The organism is Streptomyces luteolus (assembly GCF_029968015.1).
Classification (GTDB): Bacteria; Actinomycetota; Actinomycetes; order Streptomycetales; family Streptomycetaceae; genus Streptomyces; species Streptomyces luteolus.
Window position 1 is genome coordinate 66236 of sequence record NZ_JASCIS010000006.1, and the last position, 25122, is coordinate 91357.

At 70.5% G+C, this 25122-nt stretch carries 28 protein-coding genes and 1 pseudogene; 10 read left to right on the forward strand and 19 right to left on the reverse strand.

All coding sequences use genetic code 11. The features are described from left to right. Positions 1-51: 51 nt before the first annotated feature. From ftsH to dacB, 5 genes are all read right to left on the reverse strand, one after another. A complete protein-coding gene (gene ftsH / locus QIT00_RS07690; RefSeq protein WP_282534364.1) occupies positions 52-2097 on the reverse strand; it encodes an ATP-dependent zinc metalloprotease FtsH in 2046 nt (681 codons plus the stop codon). A gap of 199 nt (positions 2098-2296) precedes the next feature. Then, on the reverse strand, positions 2297-2836 hold the full coding sequence (gene hpt, locus QIT00_RS07695) for a hypoxanthine phosphoribosyltransferase (RefSeq protein ID WP_282534550.1): 540 nt from the start codon (positions 2834-2836) through the stop codon (positions 2297-2299). Positions 2837-2879: 43 nt separating this feature from the next. Next, positions 2880-3941 (reverse strand): tRNA lysidine(34) synthetase TilS, encoded by a 1062-nt coding sequence (gene tilS, locus QIT00_RS07700; RefSeq protein WP_282534365.1) that lies wholly within the window; start codon positions 3939-3941, stop codon positions 2880-2882. A 239-nt stretch (positions 3942-4180) separates the two neighbouring features. Continuing rightward, a complete protein-coding gene (locus tag QIT00_RS07705; RefSeq protein ID WP_282534366.1) occupies positions 4181-5311 on the reverse strand; it encodes a zinc-dependent metalloprotease in 1131 nt (376 codons plus the stop codon). A 75-nt stretch (positions 5312-5386) separates the two neighbouring features. Then, positions 5387-6907 carry a D-alanyl-D-alanine carboxypeptidase/D-alanyl-D-alanine endopeptidase gene (gene dacB, locus QIT00_RS07710; protein WP_408909737.1) on the reverse strand — a complete coding sequence of 507 codons (1521 nt, stop codon included), beginning with the start codon at positions 6905-6907 and terminating at the stop codon, positions 5387-5389. A 198-nt stretch (positions 6908-7105) separates the two neighbouring features. On the opposite strand from dacB, the gene QIT00_RS07715 reads away from it, so the two are divergent. Next, positions 7106-7597 carry an inorganic diphosphatase gene (locus QIT00_RS07715; RefSeq protein WP_282515389.1) on the forward strand — a complete coding sequence of 164 codons (492 nt, stop codon included), beginning with the start codon at positions 7106-7108 and terminating at the stop codon, positions 7595-7597. Positions 7598-7762: 165 nt separating this feature from the next. Then, positions 7763-9421, forward strand: a complete 1659-nt coding sequence (locus tag QIT00_RS07720) for a threonine/serine exporter family protein (protein ID WP_282534367.1) — start codon at positions 7763-7765, stop codon at positions 9419-9421. Between the two features lie 74 nt (positions 9422-9495). On the opposite strand, the gene QIT00_RS07725 is transcribed toward QIT00_RS07720, so the two are convergent. Beyond that, the gene (locus QIT00_RS07725; protein WP_282534368.1) at positions 9496-10380 is read right to left on the reverse strand and encodes a DedA family protein; all 885 of its coding nucleotides are present in this window, start codon (positions 10378-10380) and stop codon (positions 9496-9498) included. A 190-nt stretch (positions 10381-10570) separates the two neighbouring features. On the opposite strand from QIT00_RS07725, the gene QIT00_RS07730 reads away from it, so the two are divergent. Further along, the gene (locus QIT00_RS07730; RefSeq protein WP_282534369.1) at positions 10571-10939 is read left to right on the forward strand and encodes a YbjQ family protein; all 369 of its coding nucleotides are present in this window, start codon (positions 10571-10573) and stop codon (positions 10937-10939) included. Between the two features lie 9 nt (positions 10940-10948). Here QIT00_RS07730 and QIT00_RS07735 read toward each other — a convergent pair whose 3' ends face one another. Continuing rightward, on the reverse strand, positions 10949-11707 hold the full coding sequence (locus tag QIT00_RS07735; protein WP_282534370.1) for a MerR family transcriptional regulator: 759 nt from the start codon (positions 11705-11707) through the stop codon (positions 10949-10951). 197 nt (positions 11708-11904) lie between these two features. Here QIT00_RS07735 and QIT00_RS07740 point away from each other — a divergent pair, with 197 nt between their 5' ends. Then, the gene (locus tag QIT00_RS07740; protein ID WP_282534552.1) at positions 11905-13338 is read left to right on the forward strand and encodes a glutamate decarboxylase; all 1434 of its coding nucleotides are present in this window, start codon (positions 11905-11907) and stop codon (positions 13336-13338) included. A gap of 114 nt (positions 13339-13452) precedes the next feature. Here QIT00_RS07740 and QIT00_RS07745 read toward each other — a convergent pair whose 3' ends face one another. Together QIT00_RS07745 and QIT00_RS07750 are read right to left on the reverse strand one after the other, a co-directional pair. Next, positions 13453-14244, reverse strand: coding sequence for an ABC transporter permease (locus tag QIT00_RS07745; protein WP_282534371.1), 792 nt, complete (start codon positions 14242-14244; stop codon positions 13453-13455). Next, positions 14241-15221 carry an ATP-binding cassette domain-containing protein gene (locus QIT00_RS07750; protein WP_282534372.1) on the reverse strand — a complete coding sequence of 327 codons (981 nt, stop codon included), beginning with the start codon at positions 15219-15221 and terminating at the stop codon, positions 14241-14243. Before QIT00_RS07750 ends, QIT00_RS07745 begins: the two co-directional genes overlap by 4 nt. A 192-nt stretch (positions 15222-15413) precedes the next feature. On the opposite strand from QIT00_RS07750, the gene QIT00_RS07755 reads away from it, so the two are divergent. Together QIT00_RS07755 and QIT00_RS07760 are read left to right on the forward strand one after the other, a co-directional pair. Beyond that, positions 15414-15953, forward strand: a complete 540-nt coding sequence (locus tag QIT00_RS07755) for a DinB family protein (protein WP_282534373.1) — start codon at positions 15414-15416, stop codon at positions 15951-15953. Between the two features lie 104 nt (positions 15954-16057). Next, positions 16058-16699, forward strand: a complete 642-nt coding sequence (locus QIT00_RS07760) for a PadR family transcriptional regulator (protein ID WP_282534374.1) — start codon at positions 16058-16060, stop codon at positions 16697-16699. A gap of 22 nt (positions 16700-16721) precedes the next feature. On the opposite strand, the gene QIT00_RS07765 is transcribed toward QIT00_RS07760, so the two are convergent. Both QIT00_RS07765 and QIT00_RS07770 read right to left on the reverse strand, forming a co-directional pair. Further along, on the reverse strand, positions 16722-18179 hold the full coding sequence (locus QIT00_RS07765) for an aldehyde dehydrogenase family protein (protein WP_282534375.1): 1458 nt from the start codon (positions 18177-18179) through the stop codon (positions 16722-16724). Between the two features lie 101 nt (positions 18180-18280). After that, positions 18281-19174 (reverse strand): helix-turn-helix domain-containing protein, encoded by an 894-nt coding sequence (locus QIT00_RS07770; protein WP_282534376.1) that lies wholly within the window; start codon positions 19172-19174, stop codon positions 18281-18283. 338 nt (positions 19175-19512) lie between these two features. Here QIT00_RS07770 and QIT00_RS07775 point away from each other — a divergent pair, with 338 nt between their 5' ends. Then, positions 19513-20016 (forward strand): ATP-binding protein, encoded by a 504-nt coding sequence (locus QIT00_RS07775; RefSeq protein WP_282534377.1) that lies wholly within the window; start codon positions 19513-19515, stop codon positions 20014-20016. A gap of 83 nt (positions 20017-20099) precedes the next feature. Here the strand turns inward: QIT00_RS07775 and QIT00_RS07780 are convergent, their stop codons facing one another. The 8 genes and pseudogenes from QIT00_RS07780 to rpmG form a co-directional block, all read right to left on the reverse strand. Next, positions 20100-20339 (reverse strand): DUF397 domain-containing protein, encoded by a 240-nt coding sequence (locus QIT00_RS07780; protein WP_282534378.1) that lies wholly within the window; start codon positions 20337-20339, stop codon positions 20100-20102. 187 nt (positions 20340-20526) lie between these two features. Then, positions 20527-21000 (reverse strand): SRPBCC family protein, encoded by a 474-nt coding sequence (locus tag QIT00_RS07785; RefSeq protein WP_282534379.1) that lies wholly within the window; start codon positions 20998-21000, stop codon positions 20527-20529. Further along, positions 20997-21317: pseudogene (locus QIT00_RS07790) on the reverse strand (ArsR/SmtB family transcription factor); the annotation flags it as partial. The gene QIT00_RS07785 and the pseudogene QIT00_RS07790, both read right to left, overlap by 4 nt. Positions 21318-21576: 259 nt before the next feature. Further along, a complete protein-coding gene (locus tag QIT00_RS07795; RefSeq protein WP_282534380.1) occupies positions 21577-21966 on the reverse strand; it encodes a VOC family protein in 390 nt (129 codons plus the stop codon). Positions 21967-22133: 167 nt separating this feature from the next. Further along, complete coding sequence (gene rpsR, locus QIT00_RS07800; protein ID WP_282534381.1) at positions 22134-22310, reverse strand: 30S ribosomal protein S18; 177 nt, start codon at positions 22308-22310, stop codon at positions 22134-22136. A 6-nt stretch (positions 22311-22316) separates the two neighbouring features. Beyond that, positions 22317-23450 (reverse strand): CobW family GTP-binding protein, encoded by a 1134-nt coding sequence (locus tag QIT00_RS07805; protein ID WP_282534382.1) that lies wholly within the window; start codon positions 23448-23450, stop codon positions 22317-22319. Further along, on the reverse strand, positions 23450-23704 hold the full coding sequence (locus tag QIT00_RS07810; protein ID WP_282534383.1) for a type B 50S ribosomal protein L31: 255 nt from the start codon (positions 23702-23704) through the stop codon (positions 23450-23452). The genes QIT00_RS07805 and QIT00_RS07810 overlap by 1 nt, the downstream gene beginning before the upstream one ends. A 36-nt stretch (positions 23705-23740) precedes the next feature. Continuing rightward, entirely contained in the window at positions 23741-23905 is a 165-nt protein-coding gene (gene rpmG, locus QIT00_RS07815; RefSeq protein ID WP_282534384.1) for a 50S ribosomal protein L33, read from the reverse strand. Between the two features lie 87 nt (positions 23906-23992). Here rpmG and rpmB point away from each other — a divergent pair, with 87 nt between their 5' ends. From rpmB to QIT00_RS07830, 3 genes are all read left to right on the forward strand, one after another. Next, entirely contained in the window at positions 23993-24229 is a 237-nt protein-coding gene (rpmB, locus tag QIT00_RS07820) for a 50S ribosomal protein L28 (protein ID WP_282534385.1), read from the forward strand. Continuing rightward, a complete protein-coding gene (gene rpsN / locus QIT00_RS07825) occupies positions 24229-24534 on the forward strand; it encodes a 30S ribosomal protein S14 (protein ID WP_282534386.1) in 306 nt (101 codons plus the stop codon). Before rpmB ends, rpsN begins: the two co-directional genes overlap by 1 nt. A 67-nt stretch (positions 24535-24601) precedes the next feature. Next, positions 24602-25117, forward strand: coding sequence for a hypothetical protein (locus tag QIT00_RS07830; RefSeq protein ID WP_282534387.1), 516 nt, complete (start codon positions 24602-24604; stop codon positions 25115-25117). The last annotated feature ends 5 nt before the right edge of the window (positions 25118-25122 follow it).

Sequence of the window (25122 nt, forward strand, 5' to 3'; positions counted from 1 at the left end):
GGGGGGCGCGGCATACATTCCGGGCCTGCCGTGACGGCCGGGAACGGGTGATCAGCTCTCCGGGCGCTCCTCCGGGGCGGGGGCCTTCGTCAGGTCCGCCGGAGTCGTCGCCTCCGTCGCCGCCGTCACCGCGGGGGTGCCGTTGGCGCCGTTGGTGAGCGACAGCTCCTTGGGGGAGAGCACCGGGGGCCGCGTCGACGGCGTACGCCGCGAGGAGCCGGTCCACGCCGGGCGGGCCGGGCGCTTCACGATCGGCGCGAAGATCTCGGCGATCTCCTCCTTGCCGAGGGTCTCCCGCTCCAGAAGCTGGAGCACCAGGTTGTCGAGGACGTCGCGATTCTCTACGAGGATCTCCCACGCTTCGTTGTGGGCGGTCTCGATGAGCTTCTTGACCTCTTCGTCGACCAGCGCGGCGACCTCTTCCGAGTAGTCCCGCTGGTGCGCCATCTCACGGCCGAGGAACGGCTCGCTGTTGTCGCCGCCGAACTTGATGGCGCCGAGCCGCTCGGTCATGCCGTACTGCGTGACCATGGCGCGGGCCGTGGTGGTGGCCTTCTCGATGTCGTTCGCGGCGCCCGTGGTCGGGTCGTGGAAGACGAGCTCCTCGGCCGCGCGCCCGCCCAGCATGTACGCGAGCTGGTCGAGCATCTCGTTGCGCGTCGTGGAGTACTTGTCCTCGTCCGGGAGCACCATCGTGTACCCGAGCGCGCGGCCGCGGGACAGGATCGTGATCTTGTGGACCGGGTCGGAGTTCGGTGAGGCCGCCGCGACCAGGGCGTGTCCGCCCTCGTGGTACGCGGTGATCTTCTTCTCCTTGTCCGACATGATCCGGGTCCGCTTCTGCGGGCCCGCGACCACACGGTCGATCGCCTCGTCCAGGAAGTGGTTGTCGATCAGCTTCTTGTCGCTGCGGGCCGTCAGGAGGGCGGCCTCGTTCAGGACGTTGGAGAGATCGGCACCGGTGAAGCCGGGGGTGCGGCGGGCGACGGCCGAGAGGTCGACGTCCGGGGCGACCGGCTTGCCCTTCTGGTGGACCTTGAGGATCTCCAGGCGGCCCTGCATGTCCGGGCGGTCGACGGCGATCTGCCGGTCGAAGCGGCCGGGGCGCAGGAGCGCCGGGTCGAGGATGTCCGGGCGGTTCGTGGCGGCGATCAGGATGACGCCGCCCTTCACGTCGAAGCCGTCCATCTCGACGAGCAGCTGGTTCAGGGTCTGCTCGCGCTCGTCGTGACCGCCGCCGAGGCCGGCGCCGCGGTGGCGGCCGACCGCGTCGATCTCGTCGACGAAGACGATCGCCGGGGCGTTCGCCTTGGCCTGCTCGAAGAGGTCACGGACACGGGAGGCACCGACACCGACGAACATCTCGACGAAGTCGGAACCCGAGATCGAGTAGAACGGCACGCCCGCCTCGCCCGCGACGGCACGCGCGAGCAGCGTCTTGCCCGTACCGGGCGGGCCGTAGAGCAGGACGCCCTTGGGGATCTTGGCGCCGACGGCCTGGAACTTGGCCGGCTCCTGGAGGAACTCCTTGATCTCGTGGAGCTCCTCGACGGCCTCGTCCGAGCCGGCGACGTCGGTGAACGTCGTCTTGGGGGTGTCCTTGGTGATCAGCTTGGCCTTGGACTTCCCGAACTGCATGACTCGGGAGCCGCCGCCCTGCATCTGGTTCATCAGGAACAGGAAGACGACGACGATGAGGACGAAGGGAAGCAACGAGAGCAGGATCCCGACGAACGGGTTCTGCTTGGAGGGCGAGACGGTGTAACCGTCCTTGATGTCGCCGTTCTCGTAGTTCTGCTGCAGCTTGGTGGCCAGCTGGGCGCCCTGGTCGCCGATGTAGCTCGCCTGGATCTTGGCGCTGCCGCCGTACTTGTCCTTGTCGGCGCCGCCCTTCAGTTCGACCTTGATGGTCTGTTCGTCACCGGTGGTGAGCTTGGCGGTCTGGGCCTGCTTGTCGTCGATGGCCTTGATGACCTGGGCGGTGTCCACCGTCTTGAAGCCGCCGGACGAGCCGACGACCTGCATCAACACGACCACGGCGAGGACGGCCAGCACGATCCACATGACCGGCCCACGGAAGTATCGCTTCACGTCCATCCATACGGAGCGGTGTCGCCCCGTCCCTCCTGCCATAGTGAGTTTGATAAAGGCGAGTGTTAAAGACTGTTCTTCGGACGGTACCCCAGCATTGTCACCCGAAGACGCAGGGGACGGCGGGCAAACCCGTCTTCCCCTGCTCCAACGGCGGGAACGCCCTGAGGGTTCCCGAGGACGCCGACCGACCGAGGTTCCGGGTTCAGCCGCCGTAGACGTGCGGGGCGAGCGTGCCGACGAACGGCAGGTTGCGGTACTTCTCCGCGTAGTCCAGGCCGTACCCCACGACGAACTCGTTGGGGATGTCGAAGCCGACCCACTTCACGTCGATCGCGACCTTCGCGGCGTCCGGCTTGCGCAGGAGCGTGCAGACCTCGAGGGAGGCGGGCTCGCGGGAGCCGAGGTTGGAGATCAGCCAGGACAGCGTCAGGCCGGAGTCGATGATGTCCTCGACGATCAGGACGTGCTTGCCCTTGATGTCGGTGTCGAGGTCCTTGAGGATCCGCACCACGCCGGAGGACTGGGTCCCGGCGCCGTACGAGGACACCGCCATCCAGTCCATCGTCACCGGGCTGGACAGGGCCCGCGCCAGGTCCGCCATGACCATCACGGCACCCTTGAGGACACCGACGATGAGCAGGTCCTTGCCCGCGTACTCCGCGTCGACCTTGGCGGCCAGCTCGGCCAGCTTCGCGTCGATCTCTTCCTTGGTGATGAGCACCGACTCCAGGTCGGTGCCCATGTCTTTCGCGTCCACCCGCACATCACTTTCGGTTCGCCGTGTGTCAGCCCTGCCGGATGACAAGTCTGCCACCCTGCCGTCGGGCCTCCACCCGGCCGGGGAGATTGATGGCCCCCTGGCCGCGCCAGCCAGTGATCAGCCGGTCGATCTCCTCGATGTGCCGGGCGAACAGCGAACCGCCGGGAGAGCCCGCCGCGACGGCGGTGCGGCGCAGGACGCGGCGGCGCACGGCGGGCGGCAGGGCGTACAGCTTGGCGCAGTCGAGGAGCCCGGACTCGTCGCGTACGGACTGCTCGGCCTCGGCGGCCCAGGTGTCGAGGGCGTCGGCGTCGTCACGGGAGAGCTGGGCCGTGCGGGCGAGGGCCTCCACGACTCCCTTGCCGAGGGCTTTCTCCAGGGCGGGCAGGCCCTCGTGGCGGAGCCGTGAGCGGGTGTACGCCGGGTCGGCGTTGTGCGGGTCGTCCCAGACGGGCAGCGACTGGACCATGCAGGCCTTGCGGGCGGTCTGGCGGTCGAGCTGCAGGAACGGGCGGCGGTAGCGGGTGCTCGCGCCGGGGCGGCCGGAGACGGCGGCCATGCCGGACAGCGAGCGGATGCCGGAGCCGCGGGCGAGGCCGAGCAGGACGGTCTCCGCCTGGTCGTCGCGGGTGTGGCCGAGGAGGATCGCGTCGGCGCCGTGGCGTTCGGCGACGGCGTCCAGGGCGGCGTACCGGGCGTCGCGGGCGGCGGCTTCGGGTCCGCCCTCGCGGCCGACTGAGACGGCGACGGACTCGACGGGTTCGAGGCTGAGGGCGGTCATGCGGGCGACGACCTCGGCGGCGCGCAGATCGGAGCCGTGCTGCAGGCCGTGGTCGACGGTGACGCCGCCGGAGCGGATGCCGAGCTTCGGGGCCTCGAAGGCGAGGGCGGAGGCGAGGGCCATGGAGTCGGCGCCGCCGGAGCAGGCGACGAGGACGAGGGGCGCGCGGCCCGGTTCGGCCGCGGCGGGAGAGCTCAGCCGGCCGGCGTGCGCGGCGCGGTCGCGGGTGGCGAGGTCGGTGAGTACGTCGTGGAGTACGCGGCGGACCGCCAGGCGTATCGCCGCGACCGCAGGATGGGGACCCATGGTCCGGTTCCCTTCGTGAAGTTCGGGGGGTGTGCCTCGGATCGAGTCACTTCGGGCCGTTCGCTCCGAGATCGGACTGCACGGTTCGGCTGTGCGGTCCGGACCGTGCGCCGTCACTCAGAGTGTGTCGATGGTGACAGAGCCGAGCGGCTACCCGAGCATTGCACGCCTACCCCTGGCTCACGGTCCCTCGGAAGGGTGATTGCGAGGGCTCGGTTCTGCCACGGACGGCACGCCTCTCACGACTCTGCCTTACGGTGCACCCTCGCGACCCAGTCCGCCGGTTTGGCGATCTCCGCCTTGGTCGGGAGGGTGTTGGGCGAGGTCCAGACGCGGTTGAAGCCGTCCATGCCGACCTGCTCGACGACGGCGCGCACGAACCGTTCACCGTCCCGGTACTGGCGGAGCTTGGCGTCCAGGCCGAGGAGCTTGCGCAGGGCCTGGTCGAGGCGGGAGGCGCCCTTGGCCCGGCGCTCCTTGAACTTCTCCCTGATCTCCGTGACGGACGGGACGACGGCGGGGCCGACGCCGTCCATCACGAAGTCCGCGTGCCCTTCGAGCAGGGACATCACGGCGGTGAGGCGGCCGAGCACCTCGCGCTGGGCGGGGGTCTGCACCAGCTCGACGATGGAGCGGCCGCCTTCGTCCTCCTCGGTCCTGCCGTTGCCCGCGAGGGACGAGGCGGCCTCGCGCAGGCGCTCCAGGACCGTCATCGGGTCGACCTCGGTCTCGGCGAGGAATGACTGGATCTCGCCCTCGAGGTGGTCGCGCAGCCAGGGCACGGCGGTGAACTGGGTGCGGTGGGTCTCCTCGTGCAGGCAGACCCAGAGCCGGAAGTCGTGCGGGTCGACGTCGAGTTCGCGCTCCACGTGCACGATGTTCGGCGCGACGAGCAGCAGGCGCCCGCCGCCGTCCGGTGCCGCCGGGAGGTCCCGGCTCGGCGGGGCGAAGGTCTCGTACTGGCCGAGTACGCGGGAGGCGAGGAAGGAGAGGAGCATGCCGAGCTCCACGCCGGTGACCTTGCCGCCGACCGCGCCCAGCATCGCGTTGCCGGGTCCTGAGCCGCGGCGGTCCTGCATCTTGTCCAGGAGCGGCTTGAGCAGCTCGCGGAATCCGGCGACGTTGGCGCGCACCCAGCCGGCCCGGTCGACGACCAGGACCGGGGTGTCGCGGCCCGCGTCCGTCGCCATGCGGGTGAAGGAACGGACGTGCTCCTCCGACGACTTGGCGTGCCTGCGCAGCTCGGAGACGACGGCGCGCGCCTCGTCCCGGCTGACCTCCGGCCCCGGCCGCACGAGCCGGGTCGCGGTCGCCACCGCGAGATTCCAGTCGACCATCCCTGCAGATGCGGCACCACCGATGCTCGTCATGCGTCAACCGTACGTGCTCGATCCCTCCGGCGGAGTGCCTCGGAGCCGGGCGGAAACGGTTCCGCGGGCGGAGCGTCAGCGGCAGCCGCAGTTGGCGACCGCGGCGGCGAGGCGGTCCAGGGTGGACTGGGCGGCCTTGGGGTCGCCGGTGCCGGAGGCGGTGAAGGCGAAGACGAGGAGGCGGCCGTCGGCGTCGACCACGCTGCCGGCGAGGGTGTTCACGCCGGTCAGGGTGCCCGTCTTGGCGCGGACCAGACCGGTGCCGGGGGCGCTGGCCTTGTCGTCGGCGTAACGATTGCGCAGGGTGCCGGTGAACCCGGCGACGGGCAGGCCGGTGAGGACGGGGCGCAGCTCGGCGTGGGCCGGGTCGGCGGCGCGGGCGAGCAGGGCGGTGAGGAGCCTCGCGCTCACCCGGTCCTCGCGGTCGAGGCCGCTGCCGTCGGCGAACTTGGCCTTGCCGAGGGGGAGTTCGAGCTTCTTCAGCTCCTTCTTGACGGCCTTGGCGGCGCCGTCGAAGCTCGCCGGTTCGTCGGCGGCGATGGCGGTCTGGCGCGCGAGGTGCTCGGCGATGTCGTTGTCGCTGTGCGTGAGCATGCGCTCGACCAGGGCGGCGAGCGGCGCGGACCGCACGGTGCCGATCGTCTTCGCGCCCTTGCCCGCCTTCTTCGAGCCCGGCTCGCCCTCGACGTCGATCTCGCGGTCGCGCAGCAGGTCGGCGAAGGTGCGGGCGGCGTCCCGGGCCGGCTCGGCGGTGCGCGGGGCGGGGCCGCTGGTGGAGTCGTCAAGGCGGCCCTCGTCGGCCATCAGGGGGCTGATGGGGGCGATGTTCTCGTTGGGGCCGATGGGGTGTTGGCCGGGTCCCGAGTACGCGGACGTGTCGTACGAGAGCTTGATCTTGTCCACGCCCTTGGTGCGCAGGGCGTGGGCGGTGGCGTCGGCGAGGGTGTGGAGGCTGGCGTTGCCCTGGTTGCCCTTGCGTGCGGTGAGGGTGGGGTCGCCGCCGCCGACGAGGGTGACGCGGTCCTTGTCGAGGACGGTGCGGGTGGCGATGCGGTGGTCGGGGCCGAGGGCCGAGAGGGCCGCCGCGGCGGTGGCGATCTTGATGGTCGAGGCGGGCGTGACGGCCTCGCCCGCCTTCGTGCCGTAGACCTCCTTGCCGGTGGCGGCGTCCACGACGGAGGCGGTGCGGGCGGTGCCGAGGGAGGGGTCCTTGAGGAGGGGGTCGAGTACGTCGGCGAGGGCGCGCCCGGTGGGGGCGGGGGCGCCGCCCGCGGGGGCGCCCAGTGCGATGAGTACGCCGGGGGCGCTCGGGGCGGCGTTCGGCTCGGCGTTGCCGTGATCTGCGCCACCGTCCCGGCCCTCGGCGTTGCTCAGGGCCCGCTCGGCCGTACGCTGACCGGAGTCCCATGGGCCGGCCGCGGTCACCGCCACGGCCGAGATCGCGAGGCCGACCGTGGCCGCGCACGCCGTGAGCTGCCAGGTGGTGAGCTTGCCGCGCCGCGGGGGTCCGGACGGCCGGAGGAGCGGAGACAGCTTCACGGGCCGCTGCGGACGTCGCAGCGAGGAGAGCCGACGCACCTTGAGCTCGGGCACCACGACCAGCCCCTTTCGCGATCACCTGCCTGCGTGAGGGACACTTAATCACTGCGTCTTGCCGCGGGATCGCACCGCGGTGGGTCCGGCCACATAAAACGGCCGGAGTTGGTGCCCGCGGAGTAGCCGCTGTCCGCAGCGGCGTCCCACGGGAGGACGCAGCATCGCCCGTTGTTTGTGTTGATCATGGAGGAGCATCCGGTGGAGTTCGACGTCACGATCGAGATTCCGAAGGGTTCGCGGAACAAGTACGAGGTGGACCACGAGACCGGTCGTATCCGTCTGGACCGTCGCCTGTTCACCTCGACCAGCTACCCGGCCGACTACGGCTTCGTCGAGGACACCCTCGGCGAGGACGGTGACCCGCTGGACGCCCTGGTCATCCTGGACGAGCCGACCTTTCCCGGCTGCCTCATCAAGTGCCGCGCCATCGGCATGTTCCGCATGACGGACGAGGCGGGCGGCGACGACAAGCTGCTCTGCGTGCCGGCCTCCGACCCGCGTGTGGAGCACCTGCGGGACATCCACCACGTCTCCGAGTTCGACCGCCTGGAGATCCAGCACTTCTTCGAGGTCTACAAGGACCTGGAGCCCGGCAAGTCCGTCGAGGGCGCCAACTGGGTCGGCCGCACCGAGGCCGAGACCGAGATCGAGCGTTCGTACAAGCGCTTCGAGGAGCAGGGCGGTCACTGACCTCCGGCCCCGCACAGCCGCCGAAGAGGCCGCGCGCACCCCTTGAGGGGGTCCGCGCGGCCTCTTCGCGTGTCCATGCTCATACTGGCCTTATCGGAGGTGCGTACGAGGGCCGCAAGTGCTGCCAACGGCTCGTCGGCCCAGGGAAAGCAGAAGGTGAAGAAGGTGGCTGACACCGCGGAGGAGGAAGACCGCAAACCGCAGTCGGACGAGGCGCACAGCGCGTTCTCTCCGGTCGGTGGTGTGGACACTCCCGCAGTGCCGGAGGACGAGCATCCGACCTCCGAGTTCACCATCCCGAACGGGCTGAGGATTCCGCACGCTCCGGAGGACACGGAGACGTCGGCGTTCAAGCCGCCGCCCCACTACGAGGCGCGGGGCTCGACCGCGTTCACGCCGCCCTCGGGCATCCCCACGGTCAGGCTGACCAAGGAGGCACCCTGGCAGGACCGGATGCGCACGATGCTGCGCACCCCGGTGGCCGACCGGCCCGCGCCGGAGGCGACGCAGAAGCACGAGGACGAGTCGGGGCCAGCGGTCCCGCGCGTGCTCGACCTGACCCTGCGTATCGGCGAGTTGCTGCTCGCGGGCGGTGAGGGCGCCGAGGACGTCGAGGCGGCGATGTTCGCCGTGACCCGTTCGTACGGCCTGGACCGCTGCGAGCCGACCGTCACGTTCACGCTGCTCTCCATCTCGCACCAGCCGTCCCTGGTCGACGACCCGGTGACGTCCTCGCGCACGGTGCGCCGGCGCGGCACCGACTACACCCGGCTGGCGGCCGTGTACCGGCTCGTCGACGACATCGGCTCCGGGGACATCGAGGTGTCCCTGGAGGAGGCCTACCGGCGCCTCGCGGAGATCCGCCGCAACCGGCACCCGTACCCCGGCTGGGCACTCACCGCGGCGGCCGGGCTGCTCGCGGGTGCGGCGGCGACGCTGGTCGGCGGCACGGTCGTGGTGTTCATCGCCGCGGCGATCGGCGCGATGCTGGGCGACCGGCTCGCCTGGCTGTGCGCCGGCCGCGGACTGCCGGAGTTCTACCAGTTCATCGCCGCCGCGATGCCGCCCGGCGCGATGGGCGTCGCGATCAGCCTCCTGGACCTGCCGGACGTACGGGCCTCCGCGGTGATCACCGGTGGCCTCTTCGCGCTGATCCCGGGGCGGGCCCTGGTCGCGGGCGTGCAGGACGGCCTGACCGGCTACTACATCACCGCGGCCGCCCGCCTCCTGGAGGTCGGGTACCTGGTCGTCGGCATCGTGATCGGCGTGCTCACGGTGCTCTATCTGGGCGTACGGCTCAACGCGGGGCTGAACCCGGAGACGACGGTCCACAGCGTGAACCAGCCGCCGATCCAGATCCTGGCGGCGATGGCGCTGTCGCTCGCGTTCGCGGTGCTGCTGCAGCAGGAGCGGTCGACGGTGCTGCTCGTGACGCTCAACGGCGGCGTGGCCTGGGTCATCTACGGGGCGATGGCCAACGCGGGCCACCTGTCGCCGGTGGCCGCCACGGCGGTCGCGGCGGGTCTGGTCGGCCTGTTCGGCCAGCTGCTCTCGCGCTACCGCTTCGCTTCGGCGCTGCCGTACGTCACCGCGGCGATCGGGCCGCTGCTGCCGGGTAGTTCGACGTACTTCGGGCTGCTCAACATCGCGCAGAACGAGCTGAACGCGGGCCTCGCGCAGCTGTCCAAGGCGGCGGCGCTCGCGCTTGCCATCGCGATCGGCGTGAACCTGGGCGGCGAGCTGGCCCGGCTGTTCCTGAAGGTGCCCGGCGGCGAGGGCCTGGTCGGCGGGCGCAAGTCGGCGAAGCGTACGCGCGGCTTCTGAGCGCGCGGTCCTGATACACGAGGAGGGGCGGCCGTACGTGGTGTACGGCCGCCCCTCCGGGCGTCGGCGTGCGGTCAGCGCTTGGCGTGGCGGCCGCGCTGGGGCGGCTCGGGGTGGCCCTGCTGACCCTGGTGCGGCTGGTGCGGCTGGCCCTGGTGCGGGGCCTGGTGCGGCTGGCCTTGGTACGGCTGGTGCGGCTGGTTCTGGTGGGGCCGGTGCGCGTGCAGCTGCTGGGTGGGGTGGTCCACGCCCGGCGCCTGGGCACTCTGGGGGTTCTGGGTGCTCTGGGTGTTCTGGGCGTTCTGGGCGTTCTGGGTGGGGGCCTCGGCCGCGGCCTTCTTGCTCTTGGAGCGGGCCCGCAGGAACTCGACGATGATCGGCACGACCGAGATCAGGACGATCAGGATCAGGATCGGCTCGATGTTCTTGCGCACGAAATCGATCTGGCCGAGCCACGCACCGAGCAGCGTGACGCCCGCGCCCCACAGGACGCCGCCGAGGATGTTGTACGTGATGAACGAGCGGTAGTTCATCCGGGAGACGCCCGCGATGATCGGCGTGAACGTCCGCACGATCGGCACGAAGCGGGCCAGGACCAGCGACTTCGGCCCGTACTTCTCGAAGAACTCGTGCGCCTTCGTCACGTTCTCCTGCTTGAACAGGCGGGAGTCCGGGCGGTTGAAGAGCGCGGGTCCGACCTTGCGGCCGAAGAGGTACCCCGCCTGGTCCCCGAGGATCGCCGCCACGCACACCAGCGTGCACACCAGCCACAGCGGGTGGTCGAGCACATTCGCCGTCACCAGCATGCCCGTGGTGAACAGCAGGGAGTCACCCGGCAGGAAGAAGCCGATCAGCAGTCCGGACTCGGCGAACACGATGATCAGCAGGCCGATGAGCCCGAACTTGTTCAGCAGAAGTTCCGGATCGAGCCAGCTTGGTCCGAGCGCAAGCGTCGTCATCACGGGTCCGGGCTCCTGAGGGGTGTCGGTGAAGAGAGAAAAGCCGAGTCACTCGGCCTGGGTGGCCGTTCAAAGTTACCAACGCCAGGAGCGGAGACCAGGTTCCACCGGATGTCCCGGGATGCAGCGGCCCCGTATCAGGGCAAAGCTGGGCATGCGACCGACAACGCAGCGGCAAAGGCGGAGAAACATGGGCATCAACGACTTCGGCGGCGGTCAGACGCCAGATGCGGATGTACTGGTCGTCACGACCAACGACGTGCCCGGCTACCAGGTGCAGAAGGTCGTCGGCGAGGTCTTCGGCCTCACCGTCAGGTCCCGGCACCTCGGCAGCCAGATCGGCGCGGGCCTCAAGTCGATGGTCGGCGGCGAGCTCAAGGGCCTCACGAAGACGCTCGTCGAGACCCGCAACCAGGCCATGGAGCGCCTCGTCGACCAGGCACGCGCGCGTGGTGCCAACGCGATCCTCATGTTCCGGTTCGACGTGACCGAGGCGATGGAGGGAGCCGCGGAGGTGTGTGCGTACGGCACGGCCGTGGTGATCGTGCCGCACGCCTGAGGAACACCGTCACGCGTGCCGGATCGCGTTCGCCAGGATCGCCTCGCGCTGGTAGGCGGCGAGCCCCGGCCTCGCCTTGTCGATGTTGACGGTGAAGCGCTGGTCGGCGACGTACATCTCGCCGAGGCAACTGTGCATCTCGTGCGAGCAGTCGTAGTGGTTGCGGGAGATCCACCGCCGGTGGGCCTCGGCGGCGTCCATCGCCTCCTCGGACTCCGGGGCGGCGCCCGCCTCCATCAGCTCCACGAAGCGCCGCGTGACCTCGTCGCCCTCGCGCTGGATGCGCAGCCAGTCCTCCTTGGTGTACGAGGCCGCGCGGCGCTGCGACTGCGCGTACGCGTCCGTGTTGCCCCAGCGCTGCTCGACCTCCTCCTCGTACTGGTCGGGGTCGAAGTCGCCGAAGACCTCGAACTTCTCCTCGGGCGTGAGGTTGATGCCCATCTTCTTCGCCTCCATGGCGGTCTCGACGGCGGCGGCCATCTCCTGCAGCCGGGTGATCCGGTCGGTCAGCAAGCGGTGCTGTCTGCGCAGGTGCTCGCGCGGGTCCGCGTCCGGGTCGTCCAGGAGTGCCGCCACCTCGTCGAGCGGGAAGCCCAGCTCCCGGTAGAACAGGATCTGCTGCAGCCGGTCCAGGTCCGCGTCGCTGTAGCGCCGGTGGCCGGCGCGGTTGCGTTCGCTGGGGACCAGCAGGCCGATCTCGTCGTAGTGGTGCAGCGTGCGCACCGTGACGCCCGCGAAAGCCGCGACCTGTCCCACCGCGTAGCTCATCGCCGCCCGCTCCTTCCGGTGTGTTCTCGGTACGTCACTCACCTTGCGGCCTCACGCCACGTGAGGTGCAAGCCGGAATCGCACCCGGATCGCGGGGCCGTCCACGGGTGGCCCGCCCAACAGGCTTATGCCCCGTTTGCCCCGTTATCGTGAGCCCGCGTACCCGCACCCCCGTCCCGTACGAGAGAGGCGCCGCGATGTCCCTGCACCAGGGCAGCAGTCAGGAGCCGGAAGCGGAAGCGGACGACGAGCTGCGCGAGCTCGCCCTGAACCCGTTCTTCGGGCAGGCGAACCCGGTCGGCGGCATGACCGCGGCGCCGCCCAGGCACGTCCTCCCGGACGGGCCGCTGCCGCCGACGACCGCGTACCAACTGGTCCGCGACGAGCTGATGCTGGACGGCAACGCGCGCCTGAACCTCGCCACGTTCGTCACCACCTGGATGGAACCGCAGGCCGGGGTCCTGATGGCGGAGTGCCGGGACAAGAACATGATCGACAAGGACGAGTACCCGCGCACCGCCGAGCTGGAGCGGCGCTGCGTGGCGATGCTCGCCGACCTGTGGCACGCGCCGGACCGGGACGCGGCGGTGGGCTGCTCGACGACCGGGTCCAGCGAGGCCTGCATGCTCGCGGGGATGGCGCTCAAGCGCCGCTGGATGAAGCGGAACGCCGACCGCTACCCCGCGCGGGAGGCCAGGCCGAACCTGGTGATGGGCGTCAACGTGCAGGTCTGCTGGGACAAGTTCTGCAACTTCTGGGAGGTGGAGGCCCGCCAGGTGCCCATGGAGGGCGACCGCTTCCACCTGGACCCGCGGGCCGCCGCCGAGCTGTGCGACGAGAACACCATCGGCGTCGTGGCGGTGCTCGGCTCCACGTTCGACGGTTCGTACGAGCCCGTGGCCGGACTCTGCGCCGAGCTCGACGCGTTGCAGGAGCGGACGGGCCTGGACATCCCCGTGCACGTGGACGGGGCGTCGGGCGCCATGGTCGCGCCGTTCCTCGACCCGGACCTGGAGTGGGACTTCCGGCTGCCGCGGGTGGCGTCGATCAACACGTCCGGGCACAAGTACGGGCTCGTCTACCCGGGCGTCGGCTGGGCGCTGTGGCGGTCGGCGGAGGAGCTGCCCGAGGAGCTGGTGTTCCGGGTGAACTATCTGGGCGGGGAGATGCCCACGTTCGCCCTGAACTTCTCCCGGCCGGGCGCGCAGGTGGTCGCGCAGTACTACACGTTCCTGCGGCTCGGCCGGGAGGGCTACCAGGCCGTCCAGCAGGCCTCACGGGACGTCGCGTGCGGGCTCGCGGAACGGATCGAGGCGCTCGGGGACTTCCGACTCCTCACGCGGGGCGACCAGTTGCCGGTGTTCGCGTTCACGACGGCGCCGGAGGTGACGGCGTACGACGTCTTCGACGTGTCGCGGCGCCTTCGCGAGCGGGGGTGGCTCGTGCCCGCGTACACCTTTCCCGCGAACCGGGAGGATCTCTCGGTGCTGCGGGTGGTGTGCCGCAACGGGTTCTCGGCGGATCTGGCGGGGTTGCTGCTCTCGGATCTGCGGAGGCTGCTGCCGGAGCTGCGGGCACAGCCGGGGCCTGCGGCCCCGGGGCCCGCGCAGGTTACTGCCTTCCACCACTAGGGGCGTTGATCCCCTACCCGCCCCTTCCCGAAAGCCTGCGGCGCCGTGTGTCGTTCGGCTGCCGCGCCGTCGTGGCTGGTCGCGCAGTTCCCCGCGCCCCTTAAAAGCAGCCCCTCACCGGCTCAAGCGGGTGAACCTCCGTACCGCCAGTGGGAAGAACACCCCGATCAGCAGCAACGGCCAGAGCACCGCCAGGAGTTGGGCGTGCTCGTACGCCCAGGACGCCGACGTCACGCCGCCCTCGTTGCCGAAGAGATCCCGTACCGCCGTGGCGGTCGCCGACATCGGGTTCCACTCGACCGTCGCGCCCAGCCAGCCCGGCATCGACTCCGGCGTCGCGAAGGCGTTGGAGAGGAAGCCGATCGGCCAGACCAGGATCTGCACGGCCATCACCAGCTCCGGCTTGCCCGCGACCATGGCCAGGTGGATGCCGAGCCAGAGCATCGCGAACCGGAACAGCAGCAACAGCCCCACCGCGCCCAGGAACGCCGCGAACGAGCCGTGCCAGCGCCAGCCGACCGCGAGCCCGACCCCGATGAGCACCGCCAGGGAGAGCGCGGACTGCAGCATGTCGGCCGCCGCACGCCCCACCAGGACCGCCCCGTCGAACATCGGCATGGACCGGAAGCGGTCGATGACGCCCTTCTCCAGGTCCTGGGTGACCGCGACCATCGTGGCGTCCAGGCCGAACGCCATGGTCAGGGCGAACATGCCGGGCACGAGGTACTCCCGGTAGTCGCCCTCGACGCCCGCGCCGCCGCCGATCAGAAAGCCGAACATCAGGAGGAGCATCACCGGGAAGGCCAGGCCGACCACGATCTGCACGGGCTGCCGCGCCCAGTGGGCGAGTTCGCGCCGGGTCATGGTCCAGGAGTCGGTGAACGCCCAGGTGAACGTCGTACTCATACGGCGGCCTCCGCACGGTCGTCGGCGCGGTTGCCGTCGTCGGTCAGCCGCAGGAACACCTCGTCGAGCGTGGGCCGCCGCAGGGCGACGTCCTCCGCGGCGATCGCGGCGTCCTCCAGCGCGCGTACGACGCGGTGGAGCGCCGCCATCCGGTCGGTGACCGGTGCGCTGATCAGGCGGCGGTCCGCGTCCACCACCACCTCTGCGGCGGCCGCGGTGCGCAACATGCCCGCCGCGGCGTCGAGTCGGGCCGCGTCGTGCAGGACGACGTCGATCCGGTCGCCGCCGGTCCTGGCCTTCAGCTCGTCGGCGGTGCCGTCGGCGACGACGCGGCCGGAGTCGATCACGGAGATCCGGTCGGCGAGCTGATCGGCCTCCTCCAGGTACTGGGTGGTGAGCAGCACGGTCGTCCCGCCGCCGACGAGGGAGCGCACCGCGTTCCACACCTCGGTGCGGCCGCGCGGGTCGAGGCCCGTGGTCGGCTCGTCGAGGAACAGCACCTCCGGGTCCGTGACCAGGGACGCCGCCAGGTCGAGCCGGCGCCGCATGCCTCCGCTGTACTGCTTGACCGCCTTGCGGCCGGTGTCCCCGAGGCCGAACCGGTCGAGCAGCTCGTCCGCCCGGGCCGCCGCCCCGCGCGCCCCGAGGTGGTGAAGGCGTCCGAACATGTCGAGGTTCTGCCGGCCGCTGAGCTCCTCGTCGACCGCCGCGTGCTGGCCAAGGAGGCCTATGCGGTGCCGGACCCGCTGCGCCTGGGTGCGCACGTCGCAGCCGGCCACCCGCACCCGGCCCGCGTCCGGGCGCAGCAGCGTGGCCATGACGCGGACGGCGGTGGTCTTGCCCGCGCCGTTCGGGCCCAGGACTCCGTGCACGGTGCCGCGCCGCACGGTCAGGTCGAGGCCGTCGAGGGCGCGCTTCTCGCCGTACCTCTTGTGGACGTCCTCGAGGACGATCGCCTCGGTCGCAGGGTCGCTCATCGCACTCCTTGGTCAAACTTGACTACCTAGCGAGGGTCGAAGGTAACCGGACTCGGTCGGATTAGTCAAAGTTGATTAATAGCGCTTCCTGGAAGCCGCGCGTTGCGGACAGAAGCTGACCGCAAGCCTCCGTAACGTCGTACTCAAGCAATCCGGCACCGCCGGGTGACGACGACAGAGAGGCGGCCGATCATGGTCATGCACGTTCCCGCAGAGGCCCACGGCGACGAGCGCGGGGCGCTGCTCGCCTTCCTGGACGAGGCCCGCGGCGGCATCCGCCGCACCGTGCTCGGGCTGACCGGCGAGCAGGCGTCGAGCCGGCCGAGCGCGAGCGAGCTCTCCCTCGCGGGCCTGGTCAAGCACGTGGCCGAGGTCGAGCAGAGCTGGGTGGCCCGCGCGAAGGGCAAGGACCCGGCCGTGACCCGGGACGAGTCCAACTGGCACGAGTGCTTCGTGCTCGTGGGCGAGGAGACGGTCGCCTCGCAGCTCGCCCACTGGGACCAAGTGAAGGCGGAGACCGAGGAGTTCATCCGTAGCGCGCCCGACATGAACGAGACGTTCGCGCTGCCGGAGGCGCCGTGGTTCCCGAAGGAGCGGGTGTCGCTGCGCTGGCTGCTGCTCCGGCTGATCAGCGAGGTGGACCGGCACGCCGGGCACGCGGACATCATCCGCGAGTCCCTGGACGGGAAGACCGCCTTCGAGCTCATCGACGAGACGGAGAGCGGCAGCTGAGGCCCGGGCGGCATGGCGGACAGCCCTCCGGGTAACCTAGTCAAAGTTGATTAGGCTGCGAAGCTCAGTACGAGAAGCTCAGTACGAGAGGGAGGGCTGCGCCCATGTCCGTCATCCGGCTCCTGGTCCTCGGCGCCGTCCGCATGCACGGCCGCGCACACGGCTACCAGGTGCGCAACGACCTGGAGTTCTGGGGCGCGCACGAGTGGTCGAACGCCAAGCCCGGCTCGATCTACCACGCCCTGAAGCAGATGGCGAAGCAAGGGCTGCTCAAGGCCCACGAGGTCGCCCCGTCCACCGCGGGCGGCCCGCCGCGCACCGAGTACGAGATCACCGAGCAGGGCACCGAGGAGTACCTGAAGCTGCTGCGCGAGGCGCTCACCTCGTACGACCAGAAGCTGGACGTGCTCTCCGCCGGCATCGGCTTCATCGTGGACCTGCCGCGCGCTGAGGCCGTCGAGCTGCTGAAGAAGCGGGTCGAGGGGCTGCAGGAGTGGCGCACGTCCGTCACCGAGTACTACACCCCGGAGGACGGGCCGGAACAGCTCGGCCACATCGGGGAGATCATGAACTTCTGGGTGCACTCGGCGGACGCGGGCGCGGAGTGGACGCGCGGGCTCATCCAGCGCATCGAGGAGGGGGCGTACGTCTTCTCCGGCGAGGGCGAGCCGTTCGTGGGCGTGCTCGCCGAGGGGCAGGAGAACCCGTACGCCACCGGCGAGCAGCACCCAGGGGACGAGACCTGAACCCCCCGCCGCGATCGGGGAGTCAGAGCGGGAAGCGGCTGCGGCCGTGCTGCACGGAGATCCACTTCTGGGTGGTGAACGCGTCGACCGTCGAGTCACCGTTGAGCCGCCCGAGCCCGGACTGCTTCTCGCCGCCGAACGCGACGTACGGCTCGTCGTGCACGGTGCCGTCGTTGACGTGGATCATGCCGGTCTCGATCCGGCGGGCGAAGCGGACGCCGCGCTCCACGTCGGCGGTGTGCACGGCGCCGCTGAGGCCGTACGGGGTGTCGTTGGCGAGGCGGACCGCGTGGTCCTCGCCGTCGAACGGCACGAGCAGCGCCACCGGGCCGAAGATCTCCTGGCGCAGGATCGGGGAGTCCTCGGGCAGGCCGGTGAGAACGGTCGGCTCGACCAGGTTGCCGATCGTGCGCCCGCGCACCAGGGCCGTGGCACCCTCGGCCATGGCCTGGTCGACGAGCGTGGTGAGCGCGTCGGCCTGGAAGGCGTTGATGACCGGGCCGATCTGCGTGTCCGGGTCTCGCGGGTCACCGGCCTTCAGCGCCTTGACCCGGGCCACGAACTTGGCGGTGAACTCGGCCTCCACGGCCCGGTCCACGAGGATCCGGTTGGCGGCCATGCAGACCTGGCCCTGGTAGACGTACCGGCTGAACACCGCCGCGTCCACGGCGTAGTCCACATCCGCGTCCTCCAGGACGGCGAGGGCGCTGTTGCCGCTCAACTCCAGGATGGCCCGCTTGAAGTGACTGGCCGTCACCGCTCCGACATGGCGGCCCACGCGGTCCGAGCCCGCGAAGGAGATCACCTTCGGCACCGGGTGCTCTATGAGCGCGTCACCGATCTCGGCGATGTCCGTCACCACGACGTTCAGGAGCCCGGGCGGCAGCCCCGCGTCCTCGAAGATCTTCGCGATCAGCCCGCCGCCCACCACCGGGGTGTTCTGGTTCGGCTTGACCACCACGCCGTTGCCGAGCGCGAGGGCGGGCGCGACCGACTTGAGCGTGACGAGGAACGGGAAGTTGAACGGGCTGATGACCCCGACCACACCGACCGGCAGGCGGTAGACCCGGTTCTCCTTGCCGTCCGTGGTAGACGGGAAGATCCGGCCCTCGGGGCGCACCGCCAACTCGCTCGCCTCGCGCAGGAATTCCTTGCCGAGGTGGACCTCGTACTCCGCCTTGAGGCGGGTGCCGCCGAGCTCGTCGATGATCGCCTCGACGATCTCGTCCTGCCGCTCCTCGGTGATGCGCAGGGCCCGCTCGATGACGGCACGGCGGAGGTAGGGGCTCTGGGCGGCCCAGGACTTCTGCGTGCGCTCGGCGGCGCGATAGGCCTCGTCGACCTCGAAGCGGGTGGCCACGGTCACGGCGGCCAGCTTCTCGCCGTTGAACGGATTGAAGTCGATGATGTCCCACGAACCGCTGCCGGTCCGCCACTTGCCGTCGATGTACTGCCGGCCAAGGTCGGTGAAGAAGGACATGCGACCCCTTACCGCGGGCTAGGGATTGTCATCGGCATGGTCGGTGCCGACTGATGACACGTCATCGTACTTGTGTTTTACGAGAGTTGGGCCGGGAGTATTCACGAGAGTTGGAGGAGGCCGCGGAGGAGATCCCGGGTCGCCTCGGGGCTCGGGCTGTCCGACTGGAGCCGCTCCATGACCTTTTCGTACTGACTGACCTCTTCGCGCTTGTCGAGGTACAGGGCGCTCGTGAGCTGTTCCAGATACGCGATGTCGGAGAGGTCGGACTCCGGGAAGCGGAGCAGCGCGAAGGAGCCGGACTCGCCCGCGTGGCCACCGAAGCTGAACGGCATGACCTGGAGGGTGACGTTGGGCCGCTGCGAGACCTCGATCAGATGCTCCAACTGCCCGCGCATCACGGCCCGGTCGCCGTACGGGCGGCGCAGCGCGGCCTCGTCCAGTACGCAGTGGAAGCGGGTGGCGCGCTCGGAGACGAGGACCTTCTGGCGCTCCAGGCGGAGGGCGACGCGGCGCTCGGTCTCGGCCCGGCCGAGGTTCGGGGCGCCGCGCTCCACGACCGCGCGGGCGTAGCCCTCGGTCTGCAACAGGCCGTGTACGAACTGGACTTCGTAGACGCGAATGAGGGAAGCGGCGCCCTCCAGGCCGACATAGGTCTGGAACCAGCCGGGTAGCACATCGGAGTAACTGTGCCACCAGCCCGCGACGTTGGCCTCTTTAGCGAGGTCGAGGAGCGGACCGCGCTCGGCGTCCGCCGAGACGCCGTAGAGCGTGAGGAGATCCTCGACGTCCCTCGCCTTGAAGCTCACCCGTCCCAACTCCATGCGGCTGATCTTCGATTCGGACGCCCGGATCGAGTAGCCCGCCTGCTCACGCGTTATGCCGCGTGCCTCGCGCAGCCGCCGCAGCTGCGAGCCCAGCAGGATGCGTCGCACGACTGAGCCGCCCCCGGGCTCGCCCGCTTGGGGGGACCCCCATGACTCTCCAGCGGTCATGTGGACAACCCTCCCCACTCTCCCCGTCTTCAGCATCGTCATGAACCGGAACGTCGCGGCGGCCGCGGAGCCGCGCTCCCTCGCCGCCAAGAGCCGCAGTCTGCCATTAAAACGCTTCGCCCCGTACTCGATCGATTACAGAAACAGGCCCCTCACAGAACAGCTACGAAACCGGTCGCAGGAAGAAATGAGCAAGAAACGGTACGGGAACGTCCAACTCCGGCGCGTGCACGTGCATCTGCCCTTGCATCCGCACTGCGCATTCGGAACGATGGGCCCCGCGCACCACCGCAACATCGCTACTGGCTGACTGGCCGCGAAACCGGGGAGTGCCTCGCATGGGGACGAATGGATCGACCATGCTCGAGCCGTTACGGCAGGGGCTTCCCCCCATCGACCCCTCAGCGGTGTCGAACGCGGCGTCCTGCGCCCTGCCGGCCCGCTACGAAGCGGTGCGCGCGGCCCGGCAGTTCACCCTTCGCACGCTCGGCGACTGGTCGCTCGACGATCGCTTCGACGACGTCGCGCTGATCGTCTCCGAACTCGTCACGAACGCGCTCCGGCACGGCCTGCCCGCCGACACCCCGCGCGACGAGACCTCTCCGGTCCGGCTGCACCTGATGCGCTGGACCTCCCGGCTCATCTGCGCGGTGCGCGACCCCAGCCCGGAGTCCCCGATCGCGGGTGACGACGTCCAACTCTCGGACTTCTCCGCCGAGTCGGGGCGCGGGCTCTTCCTGGTGGAGTCGTTCGCGGACAGCTGGGGCTGGCATCCGCTGTCCGGCGCGCTCGGCGGCAAGGTGGTGTGGGCGCTGTTCCGGCTGGCGCCGGAGGAGAGCTGAGAACGGCGGCCCTGTTGCCCAACTCCTGTGGGTGCGGGGCCTTTTCGGCTGGAACGGTCCGTTACGAGGACCGCGGTGCGGCGTCAGCCCGCCACGAGGTGGTCGAACTCCCCGTCCTTGACGCCGAGGAGCATCGCCTCTATCTCGGCACGCGTGTAGACGAGCGCCGGACCTTCGGGGTGGCGCGAGTTGCGTACCGCCACGCTGCCGTCGGCCAGCTTCGCGAACTCCACGCAGGAGCCCTGCGAATTGCTGTGCAGGCTCTTCTGCCAGGCCACACCGTCAAGCTCCGTGGCCGCCATGCCGTTGTACACGTGGTGCACAGGTCGCTCCCCGGTGGTGCCGTGACTCGTGTTGGCCAAGCCGTCAACTGCCCCGGATCATAACCCTGTTCACATGCGGATGCATGGGCAGATGCACGTGCACGCGGGGTGCCTGGCCGGTTACAGCGCAGCTCACGATCCGCACACAGCGGTACGCGTGCCCACTCGCGGCGGAATCAGCCCTGCCTCACAGCGACGCGAGGACCCGCTCAAGGCCCTGGAGCACGGCGGAGCGCCAGCCCTGGCCCATGATCTTGTGCGCCATCAGCTGCGCCGGATCGTCCGGATCGAACCCCTCGTGCACCAGGAAGAGACGGGTGCCGCGCCCTTCCGGCTCCAGGGTCCAGGTGATCGTCCAGTCCGCCGGGTTGCCCGGCTCGGCATCCCGCCAGCGCAGCTTGAGCATCCGCTCCGTCTCGTACGCGAGGACCTCGGCGAGGACCGTGCCGGAGAAGCCGGTGTTGGGGCGCGGCAGGGCGGCGAGGGTGTACCGGTGCCCGACCTCCAGGCGGAAGTCGCCGGGCATCAGCCACTGGGCGATCAGCTCGGGCTCGGTGAGGGCGCGCCAGACCTTGGCGGGCGGGTGGGCGAGGAACTGGTCGACGCGGAGGGCGGTGAGGTCGTCGTCACCGGGGAACTGCTCGTCGGGAGGCATGGTCATGCCTCATCGTCCGGCATGCGGTCGAGGAGATCACCGAGGCCCTTGAGGCGGTCGCGCCAGAACCGCTCGTACGGATGGAGCCAGTCCTGCACCTCGGCGAGCGGGGCGGCCTCCAGGCGGTAGATGCGGTGGCGGCCCTGGCGCTCCTCGGAGACGAGACCGGCCTCGCGGAGCACCTTGAGGTGCTCCGAGAGGCTGGGTCGGCGCATGTCGAAGTGGTCGGCGAGCGCCTGCACGGGCTGCGGACCCCGCTCGCGCAGCAGGGCCAGAACCTCGCGCCGGGTGGCGTTGGCGAGCGCGGCGAAGAGACGGTCCTGCGCGGTGCCGCGGGCCTGGCGGTCCTCTGCGGTGCCGAAGCCCTGGCGGTGCTGCGCGGCGCCGCGGGCCTCGTGGTCCTGCGCGGTGCCACGGGCCTCGCGATCCTGCGCGGTGCCACGGACCTGGCGGTCCTGCGCGGCGGCGCGGGCCAGGCGGTCCTGTGCGGTGCCGCAGGCCAGACGGTCTTCTGCGGTGCCAGGGGCCTGGCGGTCCTGTGCGGTGCCGTCGCCGTGCGGGGCGCTCTTGGTGACCACGCGGTCAGTCGCCTTCCTTCTCCGTGGGCTCGCTCTCCGTGAGCAGCATGAAGCGGTTGCCGTCGGGGTCGGCGAACCCGGCCATCCTCCCCCACGGCAGCTCGTCCGGACCCTGGACCTCGACCCCGGCGGCGCGCAGCCGCTCGCAGTCGGCGTCGACGTCACCGGTCACGAACATGATCCCCTGCGCGCTGCCCGGAGTGAAGCCGCCCATTCCGGGGCCGGAGAGTGTGAGCACGGTCTGCGCGCCGGCGGGGGCGACCTGGAGCCAGCGGCCCGGCGGCATCTGCCGGTCGGCGGTGACCTCGAAGCCGAGGGTCCGCGTGTAGAAGCGGAGCGCCGCGTCCTGGTCGGTGACGGGCACGGTGACGAAAGAGGCATGAGTGATGTTCATGCGGCCACCATAGGTAGGGAATCTCCTACGCGTCAAACGTAGGAGATTCCCTACCTATCGAGCGGGGCGGCGTCTCACCGGCACCTCACCGGCGTCTCACCGGCGCCTCACCGCGTCGCGTAGGGAAGCAGCCCCATCTCGCGGGCGTTCTTGATCGCGCGCGCCAGCTACCGCTGCTGCCGCTCCGTGACGCGGGTGACCCGGCGCGAGCGGATCTTGCCGCGGTCGGAGATGAACTTCCGCAGCAGGTCGGTGTCCTTGTAGTCGATGTACGTGATGCCCGCCTGGTCCAGCGGGTTCGGGCGGCCCTTGACCGGCTTGCGGTCGGCCTTGCGGGGAGACATGGGGTTTCAGACCTCCAGGAGGTGCTCGAAGGCGGGCGGCAGCCGCTTCCAGGCCTCGCGGCCCGCGGCGTACTCGGCGTCGGTCAACAGGCAGGAGTCCAGGACCTGTTGCAGCCCCTCCCGGTCCAGGCCGGGCGAGGTGAAGACCAGGTGCTGGCAGCAGTCCCCGTGCTCGGGGTGCCAGTCGAGGGCGGCGGCGGCGCGGCGCACCGGCGGCACAAGCTCCCAGGCCGCGTCCGGCAACGAGGCCAGCCAGGGCCCCGCGTTCTCCACACAGAGCGCTCCCCCGGCCGCGTCCCAGGCGAGCAGCGAGTCCGGCCGGTCGGCGAGCCAGAACCGGCCGCGGCTGCGCGCCGCCGCACAGGTCAGATCCTCCAGGGCCCGGTACAGCCGCTCGGGGTGGAAGGGCCTGCGGGCGTGCCAGACGTACGTACCGACGCCTGCCTCGTCCGCCTCCTGGGGCAGCAGTGCGCACGCCGGATGCTGGGCCGCGGCGGCCGCCTCCACGTCGAACCCGGCGAGCGCGGCCTGAGCCAAGTCACCGTGCTCCACGGAGACTTGGCGTGCGGTCGGGTGCAGCTGGGCGAGCAGGGCGCGGTCCTCGTCGTCGGCCTCCGCGCTGTCGACGAGGGCCAGGACGGGGGCGTACTCCAGCTGACGGGCCCAGGTGTCGGCGACGGTGCGCTGATCGGTGGCGGCGGCCGCGAGGCCGGCCTCCATCAGGTCGTCGCCGTTGCCGAGGTAGGGCAGGAGCAGCGCGGGGTCGACGGCGGTGAGGACGCCGGTGACCTCCAGGCCGCCGGACGCGACGACCTCCGCCATCGCCTTGGGCTCCACCGAGTCCCACAGCTCGACCACCGCGAGCCGGGTGAGCCCGGCGTCCGCGAGCCGCTCCAGCTCGGGCAGCAGGTCCTCGCGCAGCGCGCAGCAGGCGCAGTCGTTGACGAGCGGTGCCTCACCGGTGGAGAACACGCCTGAGGCATCACGGACCGTACGCACCACCGTGCCCCGCGCGGCCGTCGAGAGGTCGTGGTGCAGGGCGACGCTGTCCGGGACGGTGGCGAGCAGCCGGTCGACGGCGGCCCTGCGGGCGTCGGCGTGCAGCCCGGCGACGAGGGCGACCGCGAAGTCCGCACCCATCAGCGGGACTCACGCTTCCCGTACCGGCGCTCGAAGCGCTCGACGCGGCCCGCGGTGTCCAGGACGCGGGCGGTGCCGGTGTAGAAGGGGTGGCTCCGGTCCGAGATCTCCACGTCGATCACCGGGTACGTGTGGCCGTCCTCCCACTCGACGGTCTTGTCGCTGGTGAGCGTGGACCGGGTCAGGAAGGCGTAGTCGGCGGCGCGGTCGCGGAAGACGACGGGGCGGTAGGCGGGGTGGATTCCGGGGTTCATGCCACTGCCTCCCCCACGTGCTGTCGGCGGTTCATCTCAGCGCTCCTCCTTGAAGTCGACGTGGCGGCCGACGACCGGGTCGTACTTGCGGAGCACCATCCGGTCCGGGTCGTTGCGGCGGTTCTTGCGGGTGACGTACGTGAAGCCGGTGCCGACGGTGGACCTCAGCTTGATCACGGGTCGTAGCTCGTTGCGGGCCATGTGGGCTAGAGTAAGTGAAAATGGTTTCCATTACCAAGCCCATCGCCCAGCTCGTCCTGCGACGGGCCCACAGAGAGGTGCACCACCTTGTCCGCGCACTGCATGCTGACCGGACGCGAACCGCGGTTCGGCAAGACGATCTCCCATTCCCACCGCCGTAGTTCGCGCCGTTTCGACCCGAACATCCAGCGCAAGCGGTACTGGCTGGAGAGCGAGGGCCGGCACGTACGGCTGACCCTGAGCGCCAAGGGGATCAAGACCGTCGACACCATCGGCGTCGAGGCGGCGGTCGCCAGGATCCGTGCCCGAGGGGTGAAGGTCTGATGGCCAAGAAGAGCAAGATCGCCCGCGACGAGCACCGCCGCGAGGTCGTCGCCCGGTACGCCGAGCGGCGCCGCGAGCTCAAGGACCTGATCCGCAGGCCGGACACCCCGGAGCCCGAACGCCTCGCGGCCCAGCGGGAACTGCGCGCCCAGCCCCGGGACGCGAGCGCCACCCGCGTACGCAACCGCGACAGCGTGGACGGCCGCCCGCGCGGCTATCTGCGGACGTTCGGACTGTCCAGGGTGAACCTGCGTGAGCAAGCGCACGCCGGATATCTGCCGGGCGTCCGGAAGTCCTCCTGGTAGCTTGGCCCGGCTCCGGCTCCGTCGAGCCGTACCGAACCGAACAGCGAGCCGTCCAGGGGGACTTCACATGATCAAGCACGTACGCGTCTGCGCCGCCGCCGCCGCGGTCGTCGCCGCCCTTGCCCTGACCGGATGCAGCAGCGACGACGGCGGGGGCAAGCGCAAGGGCGACAGCTCCGCGGCCGAGGACGGCGCCAAGGACACCACGGGCGGCGTCTCGGACGGTGCCGACAACTCCGGCTCGGGGGCCGAGGGCAGCTCCGAGGGCCTGTGGGTCTCGGTGAACAACGGCAAGTCCGTGGCGCTCTCCGTCCAGCAGGGCGGCAAGGTGGCCGTGCTCGCCGAGATGGGCGTGGGCGAGAAGACCGGCACCACGTGCGTCGGCACCGCCACCGGCACGGCGATCACGCTGAAGTGCCAGGGCGGCGGCGAGCGCGAGACGGGCAAGATCGAGTCCGTGGACGCCACCTCGATGACGGTCGCCTGGGACGGTGTCGGCACCGACGAGTTCAAAAAGACCGACGAGAGCGAGCTGCCGCAGGGGCTGCCGACGGGCATGCCCACGGACCTGCCGCAGGGCTGACCTCT